This window comes from Caulobacter sp. P4_E5 (assembly GCF_056401555.1).
In genome coordinates, this window is record NZ_JBFUJD010000110.1 from 1 (window position 1) to 13,175 (window position 13,175).

Here is a 13,175-nt window from a genome sequence, read left to right on the forward strand (position 1 = left end):
CGCCTCTCCACGGCCCTTCCCGGGATCCCGGATCTATCCAACGAACAGACCCCGGTCCGGACCGCTTCGAGACCACGCGGCCCCGCTCAACCTATCCCCATCGCCGCTTTGGGCCGGATCCAAGCGCCCTCCCCTTGCGACGGGGACAGCGATGATTGTGCAGCGGGATTCAACGCGGATCATTCAGRSACGYGTAAAAGTGAGAAGCGGTTGATTTCGTGAGACTCTATCTCGAGAACGCCGGGGATACAGCACCGCCAATCCCCGTGAATCCCTCTCTCATGGAGAGAGGGAGGGGCCCGCGCGAAGCGCGGGAGGGTGAGTGGTTACACCCTCAACCGGCGCGCCGGCACATCGCCCGCAACCGCGCCAAGATCGTCCATGGGCTTCGCCTACCCTCTCACCCTCCCACCGCTACGCGGCGGGCCCCTCCCTCTCTCCATGAGAGAGGGATTTGGTGGGCGCCGCCCCCTGCTCGGCCCGCATCCGGTAGGCCATCACCGCCGTGTGGCCCAGGCGTTCGACCAGCCGCCAGTTGACGATCGCGCCCAGCGGCGCGCCGACCACGGGGATGAACTGGGCCAGTTTGGCCAGGTCGATGTGGTCGCGGTACTGCTGCTGGAAGGCCCGCCAGTCGAAGTCGTCCAGGTGGGCCGGATGGGCCCGCGCGTCCCAGTCGTCCATGGCCGCCAGCACCCCGGCCCGGTGCTGGACGTCGGAAAAGGCCAGCTCGAAGATGTGCAGGATGAACAGTCGCTCGGGCAGTTCCGTCCCGTCGTGGCCGAACACGGCGGCGATCTCGAACAACAGCTTGATCTTGAAGCTCATCAGCAGCGGGAAGTCGGCCGCCGCCGCCAGGAAGCCGCCGAACCCGGTGATCCCACCCTCGGCCGCCGCTGCCTTCTTCCAGCCGTCGATGGCCTTGGCGGCCCGCGCGCGGCGCTCGTCCAGGGTCAGGCCGATCAAGGGCGAGCCGGTCGTGAAGTCCGACCCGACCAGCATGGCCCGCGTCATCCCCTCGATGGCCGCCGTGATGGCGGCGTGGACCTTCTCGGGGATCAGCTTGTTGATCCGCTGCTGCGTGGCGCGGGCCAGGCCGTTGAGGGGCCCGGCGGGCTTGGTGAGGTCAGCGCGCCAGGCGAGGAGGTCGGGGGAGAGTTCCATTCCTATCAGGTACCCCTTCTCCCCTTGCGGGAGAAGGTGGCCGCCGAAGGCGGTCGGATGAGGGGTCGCGCTGTCGGTGACCGCCCCGCCCGCCGAACCGCCGTCGCGGCGGCCCTGGCCTTCAACCCCTCATCCGGCGCTCCGCGCCACCTTCTCCCGCAAGGGGAGAAGGATCGGGGAAGACGTCACTGATTTCCGTAGAAATGCGGCCGCCCCGCATCTTCCCATATTACAACCAGTAGATGGGCCATAGCTCCAATAGAAACTATATAGGGCGGTGCCAGACGCATAAAATCGAGCATCAACTCAGAAAAAACAAAACCAAGTCTTTTTTGATGAGGCTCGCTTTCTAGCTCCTGAATCCGGACGCGACTCACATTTATAGACTCTTCAGCCGAGGCGATTTGGCTTGAAGCATGTGAAATCCTTCCCCGGTATTTGCTTACTTCGTACGTGTAATTTCGTTTATCATCTTCACTTTCCGGCACCTTCCGATCGGCTAGGCGATTGAGTGCTATCTGAGCCTCATCGCGAGCGAACGTTGCCGTTTGAAGAATTTCCTGGGAGGCGGCCTCCTCCTTTCTAAATTTGTCGCGATCCTCATTAACCCCGCGATTTAATCTATCGCGTAACGCAGACGGATAAACTTCCCACGCTTGAAACAATAACAGAGTGTACTGCATCAACGCGTAGGCGAGTGCAGCTAAAATAGCATAACGCCCCAACCAAGATGGAATAGTAACTATCCCTTTTATAAGGGCTGATATCTTACCGTAATCGATCAATCTATAAGCTTCAAATATTGAAAAAAATGAAGAGAAGTATAGCCACTTCCTACCCTTTATAAGTCGATAGTAAACTCCATCTATAGCCGTGTGCTCATCATCTCCAAGGAGTTGCTGCAGCAATTTATCCCCCCCGAATTCGCCTCCGCAATCACAGAAGGTGCTCCATCGCGCACCTGACAACAAGCAAACTCATCCACACCTCCGCCCTACCAATCCCCACCTTCCCCGGCCGCTTCACCTCGCCCTCGCCGTCCGACGCGCCTATATCCCTATCCTGACGTTCACCACGCCGGACCGCAGGGATTGTCCACCCAGTTCAGACTGCCGCTGACCGCGCCGCCGAGCTATGCCCGGGAAGACTTCGCCGTCTCGCCGAGCAATGCCGACGCCGTGGGGCGCGTGGACGCCTGGCCGGACTGGCCCGAGGGGCGGCTGGCCCTAGTCGGGCCAGCGGGGGTGGGCAAGACCCATCTGGCCCGGGCCTGGGCGCTGGCGACCGGCGCCGTGACCGTGGCGGCGGCCGATCCGGAGGCTGCGGCCGTGGACCTGTCGGCCCTGCGCGGCCGGGCCGTGCTGATCGAGGACGCCGACCGCCGCGCGGACAGCGGTCCGCTCAGCGACGAAGCCTTATTCCACATCCTCAACATGGCCGGGGTCGACGGCGGGACCGTGCTGCTGACCGGCCGGACCGCGCCGCTGGCCTGGGAGGCGGCGGTGCCGGACCTGCGCTCGCGGCTCAACGCCCTGTCGGTGGCCACGATCGACGAGCCCGACGACGCGGTGCTGGAGGCGGTGCTGCGGCGAGCCCTGGACCAGCGGCTGATCAAGCCCGAGCCCGACCTCTATCCCTACCTGCTCTCGCGCCTGCCCCGCTCGGCGGCGGAGGCTATCGCGGCGGTGGACCTGCTGGACGAGGCGGCGGCGGAGAAGAAGCGCGAGGTGAATAAGGCCTTGGCGCGGGAGGTGCTGGGGGATTTCGAGGGGGATGAGGCGGGGTAGGGTTCTGGCCCTCCCCTCCCAACACAACAAACCGTGTCATCCCGGCCGAAGCGAAGCGTAGAGCCGGGACCCAGGGGCGGCGCGCACGGCGTTCACGCACCCCCTGGGTCCCGGACAGCGCCTGCGGCGCTTCCGGGATGACACCATTTTTGAGATGCCGGCGCTCGCGGCGATCCCGGCTCTCCGCTTCGCTGCGGCCGGGATGACGAGGAATTTTGGATTTGAGCGGCGCCCTAAAACCACGCGCCGCCCCTCTGTCTTCGTCCCGTCACTTGTCTCGTTCACCATGGCGGAACACACTCTGCCTATAGTGAAACCATGACCGACGTCGCGACCATGCCGCTAGCCGCCAAGATTCCGTCCACTGAAAATCCGACCAGCCTGGCGCTGGATGGCGAGCTGATGGTCTCGCCGGAACGGTTCTTCAATCGCGAACTGTCGTGGCTGGCCTTCAACCAGCGGGTGCTGGAGGAGAGCGGCAATCCGCGCCATCCGCTGCTGGAACGCCTCCGGTTCCTGTCGATCAGCGCCAACAACCTCGACGAATTCTACATGGTCCGCGTGGCCGGCCTGAAGGGCCAGGTGCGCGAGGGCGTGCGGGTGGTCAGCCAGGACGGCATGACGCCGGGCGAGCAGCTGACCCACATCAACGCCTCGGCCGCCGCGCTGATGAGCGAGCAGCAGAAGATCTGGCGCCAGGTCCGCACCGAGCTGTGGGACGAGGGCCTGAAGCTGCTGGACGCCAAGGACATCGAGGGCGAGGACCGGGTGCTGGCCGAGGACATCTTCCTCAACCAGATCTTCCCGGTGCTGACGCCGCTGGCCATCGACCCGGCCCACCCGTTCCCGTTCATCCCGAACCTGGGCTTCTGCCTGGCCTTGAAGCTGCGGCGGATCGCCGACGACAAGCACCTGTACGCCCTGGCCCCGGTGCCCTCACAGGTGCGGCGGTTCTGGGAGCTGTCGTCGATCGTCCAGCGCGGCAAGAAGCGCCAGCGCAAGATCGTGGCGCTGGAAAGCTTCATCATCCTGTTCCTGGACCACCTGTTCCCCGGCTACGAGGTCGAGGGGCGCGGCCTGTTCCGCCTGATCCGCGACAGCGACCTGGAGATCGAGGAAGAGGCCGAGGACCTGGTGCGCGAGTTCGAGGCGCGGCTGAAGAAGCGGCGGCTGGGCCGGGTGGTGCGGGTCAAGATCCAGACCACCATGCCGCCGGACCTGCGCGACTTCATCATCGAGGGCCTGCGCGCCGAGCCCGAGGACGTGATCCTGGTCGACGGCAAGCTGGGCTTGGCCCAGATGTCGGAGCTGATCCCGCCGGACCGGCCGGACCTGAAGTTCCCGCCGTTCAACGCCCGCTTCCYCGAGCGCATCCGCGACCACGGCGGCGACTGCTTCGCGGCGATCCGCGAGAAGGACATCCTGGTCCACCACCCGTTCGAGAGCTTCGACGTGGTGGTGCAGTTCCTGCGCCAGGCCGCGCGCGACCCGAACGTGCTGGCGATCAAGCAGACCCTCTATCGCACCTCCAAGGACAGCCCGATCGTGGCGGCCCTGATCGAGGCGGCCGACAACGGCAAGAACGTCACGGCGCTGGTGGAGATCAAGGCGCGCTTCGACGAAGAGAATAACCTCAAATGGGCCCGCGACCTGGAGCGGGCCGGCGTGCATGTGGTGTTCGGCTTCGTCGACTGGAAGACCCACGCCAAGCTGTCGGTGGTGGTGCGGCGCGAGGCCGATAGCTCCTTGCGCACCTACTGCCACTTCGGCACCGGCAACTATCACCCGCAGACGGCGCGGGTTTACACCGACCTGTCGCTGTTCACCTGCGACCCGGCCCTGGGGCGCGACGGCGGCAAGCTGTTCAACTTCATCACCGGCTACGCCAAGCCCAGCGGGCTGGAGAAGCTGTCGTTCTCGCCCCAGACCCTGAAACCCGACCTCTTGCGGATGATCGAGGTCGAGGCCGAGGCGGCGCGCGAGGGCAAGCCGGCCGGCATCTGGGCCAAGATGAACTCGGTCGTCGATCCGCAGGTGATCGACGCCCTCTACGCCGCCAGCCAGGCCGGCGTGCAGATCGACCTGGTGGTGCGCGGCATCTGCTGCCTGCGGCCGGGGATCCCGGGCCTGTCGGAGAACATCCGGGTCAAGAGCATCGTCGGCCGCTTCCTCGAGCACGCCCGCATCATCGCCTTCGCCAATGGTGGGCCGATGCCGTCGGCCCAGACGCGCCTGTTCATCAGCTCGGCCGACTGGATGCCGCGCAACCTGGACCGCCGGGTTGAGAGCCTGGTGCCGGTCGAGAACCCGACCGTCCACCAGCAGGTGCTGGACCAGATCATGGTCGCCAACCTCAACGACGAGGCCCAGAGCTGGAAGCTGGACAGCGAGGGCGACTACCATCGCGACCCGGCGTGGGCCAGCAAGGGCGCCTTCTCGGCCCACGACTATTTCATGACCAATCCCAGCCTGTCGGGCCGCGGCCACGGCGCGCGCGAGATGCCGCGGGCTTTCGACCACGTGGGGCCGAAACGCAAGGGGTGAGGCGTCTCGGCCTTCTCGCGCCGCTGCTGCTGGCCGCCTGCGGACCGGGGCCAGCGCGGCAGGCGGAGATCTGCGCCGTCCAGGCCCTGCCCGCCCGTCCCGGCGTCGACCGCTTCGGCGTCCCGCCGGGTGTCGAGCGCCAGGCCCAGCGCGACGGCGCGGTCTATGGCCCCGGCGTGCTGCTGACCGGCCGCATCAGCTGGTGGGGCCGCTGTCCCAGCCGCGCCGACACTACCGACATGCTGCTGATCGGCCCCGCGCCGTGGGCCCTGACCAAGGGCGGTCCGCGCGCCGAGGGCCGCCAGGTCGCCTACGGCACCTGCTATCACCGGCGCGAGGGCGAGCGCTGGCGGACGGTGGCCTGCCGGATCAATCCTTGATCTTGTCATCCCGGGCGGCGAAGCCGACCCGGGACCCAGGGGCCAAGCTCAGTGCGGTTGCCCCTGGGTCCCGGCTCTCCGCTGCGCTGCGGCCGGGATGACGAGCTGGGGAGCTGAGCAGATCGCTAGATCGCCGTCCGCGCCGCTTCGGCGAACATCGGCGCGTTGATCCCCGCCGTCGCCGTCCGCCACCGCGCCAGGCCGTAGGCCAGCCGGCCCTCGGCGGTGTCCAGCAGCGGCTCGCCCAGCGACAGGCTGGTGTGGAGGGTGTCCAGCTCCGGCCCGTCCAGCGTTTCCGCCCGCGCCTGCCCGGCCACGCCGACCAGGAAGATCGCCGCGTGAAAGACGTGGCTGACCTGGCGGAACAGCCAGAGCCGCGCCCGCTCGGCGTCCGTGGCCTCGCGACCGAAATAGACGCGCAGCAGCAGGGCCTCGCCGGTCGGGTCGGCGGCATAGACATTGGCCAGAGCGGCCAGGTCGACATAGCGGTCGGCTTGGAACGCCGCCTCCCAGTCGATCAACCAGACCCGCCGACCGTCATGGAGCAGGTTGCGCGGGTTGAGGTCGTTGTGGCTGGAGACCGGCTGCGGCTCCAGGCGCTTGCAGGCCTCATGTAAGCGAGCCCAGGCGGCCAGCGGCCCGGCCAAGGCCTTGGCCGCCACCGTCCCGCTCCCGACCGCGCGATCGACCAGCGCGGCCAGGCCGTCCAGATAGTCGACCAGGGGCGGAAAGCCCTGGATGGCGTGTAGCGCCCGCGCCGCCTGGGCCAGCTCGACCACCAGGTCGGCGCGCGAGCCGGTGTGGTCCCGCGCCTCGACATGGTCGCTGATCGCCACCCCGTCGTCCGGATCGGCGTAGCGCACGCGCGGCGCCAGGCAGGCCTCGGCGGCCAGCTTCAGGCATTGATAGCTCCGATGCGGGTCGCGCAAGGCGTCGCGCTCGGCCRCCTCCACCTTCAGCACATAGGCGATGCCGCCGACCCGGATCCGCCACAGCCCGGCGCCCGACAGGCCACCGGACAGCGGCGTCCAGCCGTCCAGCGTCTCGGTCCCGAACGCGGCGCGCAGGGCCTTGCGGACGGCGGGAAGCTGATCGGGCGAAACGGACATCGGCGGAACCTCGTAAATAGGCCCGCCTTATTCACCCGGATGAAATTAGAGTCAATATTATCCGGGCAATAATACCGCGCCGCTCGCAAGACGTTTTGCCGCAAGCCTTTCCGCGCGGCCTTCCCCATGGAAAAATAGACGCCGGCGCTTCCCCCGCCGGTCGAATACGCTAAACCCAGCCCATGGCCTTCCAGGCGCCGCGCGACGCGGCTGTGATCGATATCGGTTCCAACTCGGTCCGCCTGGTGGTGTACCGGCTGGAAGGCCGCGCCATCTGGACCGTCTTCAACGAGAAGGTCCTGGCGGGCCTGGGCCGCGACCTCGGCGACAGCGGCCGTCTGTCGCCCGAGGGTGTCCTCCAGACCCTGCAGGCCCTGAAGCGCTTTCGCGCCGTGCTGGAGGCCGTCGATCCGGCCGAGACCTTCGTGGTCGCCACCGCCGCCGCTCGCGAAGCCCGCGACGGCAAGGATTTCATCGCCCAGGTGCGCCAGCAGACCGGCTTCACGGTCCGCGTCCTGTCCGGCGAGGAAGAGGCCCACTACGCCGCCCTGGGCGTGCTGGCCGGAGCTCCCGACGCCGAGGGCGTGGTCGGCGACCTGGGCGGCGCCAGCCTGGAGCTGGTCCGCCTGTCCACCACCGGGGCCGGCCAGGGCGTGACCCTGCCGCTGGGTCCGTTCAGCCTGGCCGACCCCCATGGCGGCTTCGACGCCGAGCGCGTGCGCCGCCTGACCCGCGAGCGCGTGGCCGCCGTCGCCGGCGACTTCCGCTCCGACACCTTCCACGCCGTCGGCGGCGCCTGGCGGAACCTGGCCCTGCTGCACATGCGGCTGTCGGGCTATCCGCTGCACGTCGTCCACCAGTACGAGATCAGCGCGCCTGAGGCCCTGGCCGCCGCCCGCCTGGTCGCCCACCAGTCCAAGAGCTCGCTCGACCGCATCGAGGGCATGAGCAAGAAGCGCTCGGAGACCCTGCCCTACGCCGCCGTAGTGCTGGAGATTCTGATCGAGCAGCTGGACCTCAAGCGCATCGAGATCTCGGCCTATGGCGTGCGCGAGGGCCTGCTGTTCGAGGCCATGCCGCCGCGCGTGCGCGGCCTGGACCCGCTGATCGAAGGCTGCACGGCCCTGGGCGCGCGCCAGGGCGTGGCCGACGAGCTGGGCCCGGCCCTGGACGCCTGGATCGCGCCGGCCTTCCGCACCCTGCCCCCGCTGTTCGGCGAGCGCGACGGCGTGCTGGTCGCCGCCGCCTGTCGCCTGTCCGACGTCGGCGCCCGCCTGCACCCCGACCATCGCGCCGACCTGGTGTTCGAGCAGGTGCTGCGCGCCCCGATCGCCGGCCAGACCCACGCCGAGCGGTCCTTCCTGGCCGTGGCCGCTCACGCCCGCCACGCCACCAGCTTCAACCCGCCCGAGCTGGAGACCCTGGAGCGGCTGCTCAGCCCCGCCCAGCTGAAACGGGCCCGGGCCCTGGGCGCGACGATCCGCCTGGCCTGCGACCTGTCGGGCCGCAGCCCTCGCCTGCTGGCCCATTCGCGCCTGACCCTGGACAAGAGCCACCTGATCCTGGCGGCCGATCCCGGCTTCGCCGATCTGCTGCTGGGCGAGCAGACCAACAAGCGCGCCAATACGGCCGCCCAGCACCTGAACTTGAAGCCAAAGATTATCACGGGGTAAATCCAGGTATAGTTCACCTGGGCAACATGCTTAACCAGCCCTGAACTTCCCCAATACGAGGGGAATGACAAGTTGTCGCAGGATACCAGCGCTCATCGAGCACGGTTTGTTAGCTCTACCACACGCATCTTGCCTCCAACGACATTGGAGGAAGTCAATGATGCTGAAGCGTAAGTTCGACTACCTGGACGCCATCGCCGCTCCTGCCGCCAAGATGCGCCGTCGTCCCGAGTTGCATATCGCCAACGATCACGACGCCCCGGTCGCCAGCGTCGCGCGCTCGCTACAGTCCGAGATCGGCCGCGTCTTCGCCGTGGAAAGCAAATGGTCGGTCCGCCGCACCGTCGCGCTCGGCGTGGTCTTCCACCTCGGCGTCTTCTGCGCCCTGGGCTTGGCCGCCGGCGGCGCGCTGAGCCAGTTCGGGCGGTAGGACGGCCTATATCATCGCCGCCGCCCGGAGATGACGGGCGGCGGCAATGGCCTCGGCCGACCGCGCGCCGAGGCTTTGGCCGCCGGGCGATCGCCGCGCCTATATCGAGACCTGGCCGCTATTGCCGCTGGCGTGCGCCTCCGGGAGCCGGTACGGCTAAATCGCGACCGACAGGGCGATTTCTCTGGTCTTGCCGTGCGCCGGAGCGACCATGCCCCAGCGCCGAACCATCCTTGCAGCTCCGATCCCGTTGACGTTCGATCGCGGCGGGACCTTCGCCGGGTTCGGCGGCGATAGCGATCCGTTCGCCGCCGCGGTCCGGGCGACCGGGACGCCGATGATCATCACGAACCCGCGCCTGGCCGACAATCCGCTGGTGTTCGTCAACGACGCCTTCTGTCAGCTGACCGGCTATGACCGTGAAGAGGTGATCGGGCGCAATTGTCGCTTCCTTCAGGGACCCCAGTCCGACCCGGCCGTGGTCGGCGCCATCCGCGCCGCCGTGAAACGGGGACGGGCGATCGCCATCGACGTGCGCAACCATCGCAAGGACGGTTCGGTGTTCTGGAACCGCCTGCAGATGGCGCCGGTCCACGACGCCGGCGGTGAGCTGAGCTATTTCATCGCCAGCCAGTTCGACGTCACCGCCGAGCTGCAAAGATTGGAAGATCTCGAACGCAACAACGCCGACCTGGCGACCGAGTCGGCGCGCCGGCTGCAAGCGCAGCACGACAGCGAGCAGCGGCTTCGCTTCGCCACGGGAGCCGGCCGCATGGGCCTGTGGGACCTGGACCTGATCTCGGGCGAGCTGACGGCCTCCTCGGTGTTCCGCGAGAATTTCGGGCGACTGGCGTCCGAGGCGTTCGACTTGCCGGTGCTGCTGGACGCCGTCCATGCTGATGACCGCCGACGTGTGCGGGAGGCGTTCAGGAACCCGGACGTCGATGGCGATTTCGCGATCGAGTTCCAGATCGTTCGCCCCGACGCGGCCATCGCCTTCATCCAGATGCGCGCCGACATCACCCGAGGCGTCGATGGCGCGCCCTTGCGCCTGGTCGGCGTCTCGATGGACATCTCGGAACGCCGGAAGGCCAATGAGGAGAAGTCGTTGCTGCTGCGGGAGCTGGCGCACCGCATCAAGAACATGTTCGCGGTCGTCGACGGCGTGATCTCGCTTTCCGCCAGGGCCGATGCGGCCGCCCGGCCGTTCGCCGACGCCCTGCGGACGCGACTGTTCGGCCTCGGCCGCGCGATGGCCTATGCGACGCCGCTCGAGGCCGTGGGCGGCTCCGAGGTCGCGCCGCAGACCCTGCTAGTGCTCCTTCACGTCCTGCTGGAGCCCTATGGCGACCTGGACAGCGTCCACCGGCGGGTGACGGTATCGGGTGACGACGTTCGGATCGGCCGCGCCGCCACCACCTCGATGGCCCTGATCATCAACGAGCTGGCGACCAACGCCCTGAAATACGGGGCCCTGGGTCACGCGGGCGGCACGGTCAGGATCGAGATGACCAAGGACGGGGACGACGTGGCTGTCGCGTGGCGCGAGTACGTTCCGCAGGCCACGACCGCGGCCGAGGTCGTACAGGGCGGGGGCTTCGGCAGCATCCTTCTGGAAAACGCCGTCGTCCGGCAGCTTCGCGGACAGTGGTCGCGCGAATGGACCGCCACGGGACTGCAGACGAACCTACGTTTCTCGCAAGCGCGCCTCGCACGCTGAAAAAGCAAGGCGCTTACCGCAATTGATTAACCAAGTTGGGCGGAACCTGCGGGTGACGCGGGTATTGAAACTATCATGGAAAAGCTGGTGAATCGGACGACGATCCTGGTGGTCGACGACGAGCCGTTCATTCGCTGTGTCGCCGCCGACTGTCTTCGCGACGCGGGCTACCTGATCTTGGAGGCTGACGACGGCGTCGAGGCGCTGTCCTTTCTTGACGAGAACCCCGAGATCAGCGTGCTGTTCACGGACATCAACATGCCCGGCATGGACGGCTTCGCCCTGGCGGCCGAGGTCCGAGCGCGCCGTCCCCTAATGCGCGTGATCCTGACGTCGGGCCGCGAGCGGCCGACCGTCGAGCAGATGCCCGATCGCGGCTATTTCATCGGCAAGCCCTATGCCGAGGACCAACTCAGGGACCTCATGGCCCTGGCCGCGGCCTAGGCGAACCGCTCGCCCTACCCCGACACCTCCGCCTCGCCGCCCGCCGGTGACGTCGCGCTCTCCAGCTCCAGCCAGTCGGTGAACGGCAGCTTGTAGGCGCGGTCGAAGAACTCGGCTTGGAAGCGGAAAGGCAGGTTGCCGTCGCTGTTCCACAGCATGACGATACCGGTCTTGGTTTCGGGATCGAACATCATGGTCGAGCGATAGCCCGACACACCGCCGCTGTGGCCGATCAGGTGGTGGCCCTTGTAGTCGAAGCTGCGCATGCCCAGGCCATAGCCGGGGCTCTTCAGCTCGCGGGCGATGTTCAGGCGGCCGTAGGGCCGGCCCGTGGCGACGCGGGAGCGCTGAACGTCGTCGAGCACCGAAGGCGACAGCACGTCCTGCCGCAGCCCCATCTGGGCCCGCATCCAGATCGCCAGGTCGACGATGGTCGAGTTGACCCCGGCCGCCGCCGGCACGTGGTAGTAGGCGTCGGACAGTTCCAGGGTCCCGCGCCCGCGGTTGTGCGGCTTGGCCCAGTGCTTGGCCGAGGTCAGGCCGGCGGCGCCGATGCTGGCCCCGGTCATCCCTAGCGGCCCGAACAAGCGGCGCTGGACCGTCTCGGCATAGGACTGGCCGGTCTTGTCGCGGATGACCTCGCTGATCGTGTCGTAGGCGATGTTCTGGTAGGTGTGGCAGGTGCCCGGCGGGCAGACCGGCTTCAGCGCGCCCAGCGAGGCGCGGATCTTGGCCGGGTCGACGCCGTCCTCCAGCTGACCGTCATAGGCGTTCTTGCCCAGGCCCGTGCGCTGCGACAGCAGCTGCTCGACCGTCAGGTCGCGCTGGGCCTCGCCCGGCAGGCGCAGGCTGGTGTGGAAGGTCTCGATCGGGTCTTGCAGCGAAAACAGGCCGTCGGCCGCCAGCCGAGCGCTCAGCGTGCTGGCGACGGTCTTGGACAGCGAGGCCCAGCGGAACACGGTGCGAGCGTCGACGCGCTCGCCGCCCTGAGCCGAGGTGAAACCATAGCCCTTGACGAACGACAGCCGGCCCTTCTCGACCACGGCGACGGCCAGACCCTCCATCGAGCGGTCGGTCATCATGGCGTTGAAGCGCCCGTCCAGCACCTTGTAGTCGATGTCGCCGCGCCAGTCGGCGGGCGCCTCGGGGACCTTGAAGGTCGCCTGGCCGGGGATCGAGAAGTTCCCCTTCGGCCCAGCGTGGTCGAACCACAGCAGCAGAACCGAAGCGACGAAGACCAGGCCCGACAGGGCCGCGACGATCAGCCATTTCCGGCGTCGCCGCTTCTCCCAGACGCTGCTCTCCCCGACTTCGTGCACTGACCCAAGCTCTTGAAACGGAATTGAAGATCGGGCGGCGCGACTCGCGAGGCCCCGCTGACGCCTTTTCTAGGCAAGAACACCCGCGATGTGCGTCGAAAATGCGGAGGATCTAGCCGAACAGCGCCGCATAGAGGTCGCGAGGGTTCACCGGCTTCTCGACCCAGCCGGTCATGCCCGCCTCGCGGCAGGCGGCGACCTCGTCGGCCGACACCGCGCCGGTGACGGCGATGATCGGCGTCTGGCGGTTGGCCCCGGCTTGGCGCAGTCGCCGGGTGGCCTCCAGCCCGTCCATGCCCGGCATGCGTATGTCCATCAGGATGGCGTCGAACACCTGGGTTTCCGCCGCCGCCAGGGCCGCCAGGGCGTCCTCGGCCGTCTCGACGCGGGCGCCGAAGGCCTCCAGCATCTGACGCAGGGCGCGGCGGTTGATGTCGTGGTCGTCGACCACCAGGATCAGCGGGGCCTCGTCGCGGAGCGCCAGCGCCGCGTCCGGCTCCGGCGCGGGCGGCTCGACGCCCTCCGGCGCGGGCAGGCGCAGGATGAAGCGCGCGCCGCCGTCCTCGGCGTTGGCGGCGGTGAGCTCGCCGCCCATCAGCCGCGCC

Annotated in this window: 11 protein-coding genes and 1 pseudogene; 7 read left to right on the top strand and 5 right to left on the bottom strand. The window is 67.8% G+C overall.

Annotated features, from left to right (window positions below):
• Positions 1 to 414: 414 nt before the first annotated feature.
• Both AC1DSO_RS22870 and AC1DSO_RS22875 read right to left on the bottom strand, forming a co-directional pair.
• Complete coding sequence (locus tag AC1DSO_RS22870; protein ID WP_477071003.1) at positions 415 to 1,164, bottom strand: EcsC family protein; 750 nt, start codon at positions 1,162 to 1,164, stop codon at positions 415 to 417.
• Positions 1,165 to 1,349: 185 nt separating this feature from the next.
• The gene (locus tag AC1DSO_RS22875) at positions 1,350 to 2,072 is read right to left on the bottom strand and encodes a hypothetical protein (RefSeq protein ID WP_477071004.1); all 723 of its coding nucleotides are present in this window, start codon (positions 2,070 to 2,072) and stop codon (positions 1,350 to 1,352) included.
• Between the two features lie 183 nt (positions 2,073 to 2,255).
• Here AC1DSO_RS22875 and hdaA point away from each other — a divergent pair, with 183 nt between their 5' ends.
• The 3 genes from hdaA to AC1DSO_RS22890 all read left to right on the top strand — a co-directional run bounded on the left by hdaA (position 2,256) and on the right by AC1DSO_RS22890 (position 5,875).
• Positions 2,256 to 2,951, top strand: a complete 696-nt coding sequence (hdaA, locus tag AC1DSO_RS22880) for a DnaA regulatory inactivator HdaA (protein WP_477071005.1) — start codon at positions 2,256 to 2,258, stop codon at positions 2,949 to 2,951.
• 336 nt (positions 2,952 to 3,287) lie between these two features.
• A complete protein-coding gene (locus tag AC1DSO_RS22885) occupies positions 3,288 to 5,495 on the top strand; it encodes an RNA degradosome polyphosphate kinase (RefSeq protein WP_477071013.1) in 2,208 nt (735 codons plus the stop codon).
• Positions 5,492 to 5,875 (top strand): hypothetical protein, encoded by a 384-nt coding sequence (locus tag AC1DSO_RS22890; RefSeq protein WP_477071006.1) that lies wholly within the window; start codon positions 5,492 to 5,494, stop codon positions 5,873 to 5,875. Before AC1DSO_RS22885 ends, AC1DSO_RS22890 begins: the two co-directional genes overlap by 4 nt.
• Before the next feature lie 125 nt (positions 5,876 to 6,000).
• Here AC1DSO_RS22890 and AC1DSO_RS22895 read toward each other — a convergent pair whose 3' ends face one another.
• Positions 6,001 to 6,984, bottom strand: a complete 984-nt coding sequence (locus tag AC1DSO_RS22895; RefSeq protein WP_477071007.1) for a phosphotransferase — start codon at positions 6,982 to 6,984, stop codon at positions 6,001 to 6,003.
• Positions 6,985 to 7,166: 182 nt separating this feature from the next.
• Here AC1DSO_RS22895 and AC1DSO_RS22900 point away from each other — a divergent pair, with 182 nt between their 5' ends.
• The 4 genes from AC1DSO_RS22900 to AC1DSO_RS22915 all read left to right on the top strand — a co-directional run bounded on the left by AC1DSO_RS22900 (position 7,167) and on the right by AC1DSO_RS22915 (position 11,251).
• Positions 7,167 to 8,657: a Ppx/GppA phosphatase family protein gene (locus tag AC1DSO_RS22900; RefSeq protein WP_477071008.1), complete on the top strand. Its 1,491-nt coding sequence runs from the start codon at positions 7,167 to 7,169 to the stop codon at positions 8,655 to 8,657.
• A gap of 157 nt (positions 8,658 to 8,814) precedes the next feature.
• Positions 8,815 to 9,087, top strand: coding sequence for a hypothetical protein (locus AC1DSO_RS22905; protein WP_477071009.1), 273 nt, complete (start codon positions 8,815 to 8,817; stop codon positions 9,085 to 9,087).
• A gap of 211 nt (positions 9,088 to 9,298) precedes the next feature.
• On the top strand, positions 9,299 to 10,807 hold the full coding sequence (locus AC1DSO_RS22910; protein ID WP_477071010.1) for a PAS domain-containing protein: 1,509 nt from the start codon (positions 9,299 to 9,301) through the stop codon (positions 10,805 to 10,807).
• A gap of 75 nt (positions 10,808 to 10,882) precedes the next feature.
• The gene (locus AC1DSO_RS22915; protein WP_477071011.1) at positions 10,883 to 11,251 is read left to right on the top strand and encodes a response regulator; all 369 of its coding nucleotides are present in this window, start codon (positions 10,883 to 10,885) and stop codon (positions 11,249 to 11,251) included.
• Between the two features lie 14 nt (positions 11,252 to 11,265).
• On the opposite strand, the pseudogene AC1DSO_RS22920 reads toward AC1DSO_RS22915, so the two are convergent.
• Positions 11,266 to 12,399, bottom strand: a pseudogene (locus tag AC1DSO_RS22920) (serine hydrolase domain-containing protein); the annotation flags it as partial.
• Positions 12,400 to 12,682: 283 nt separating this feature from the next.
• The coding region (locus tag AC1DSO_RS22925) for a response regulator (RefSeq protein WP_477071012.1) at positions 12,683 to 13,175 on the bottom strand (493 nt) is incomplete at its 5' end.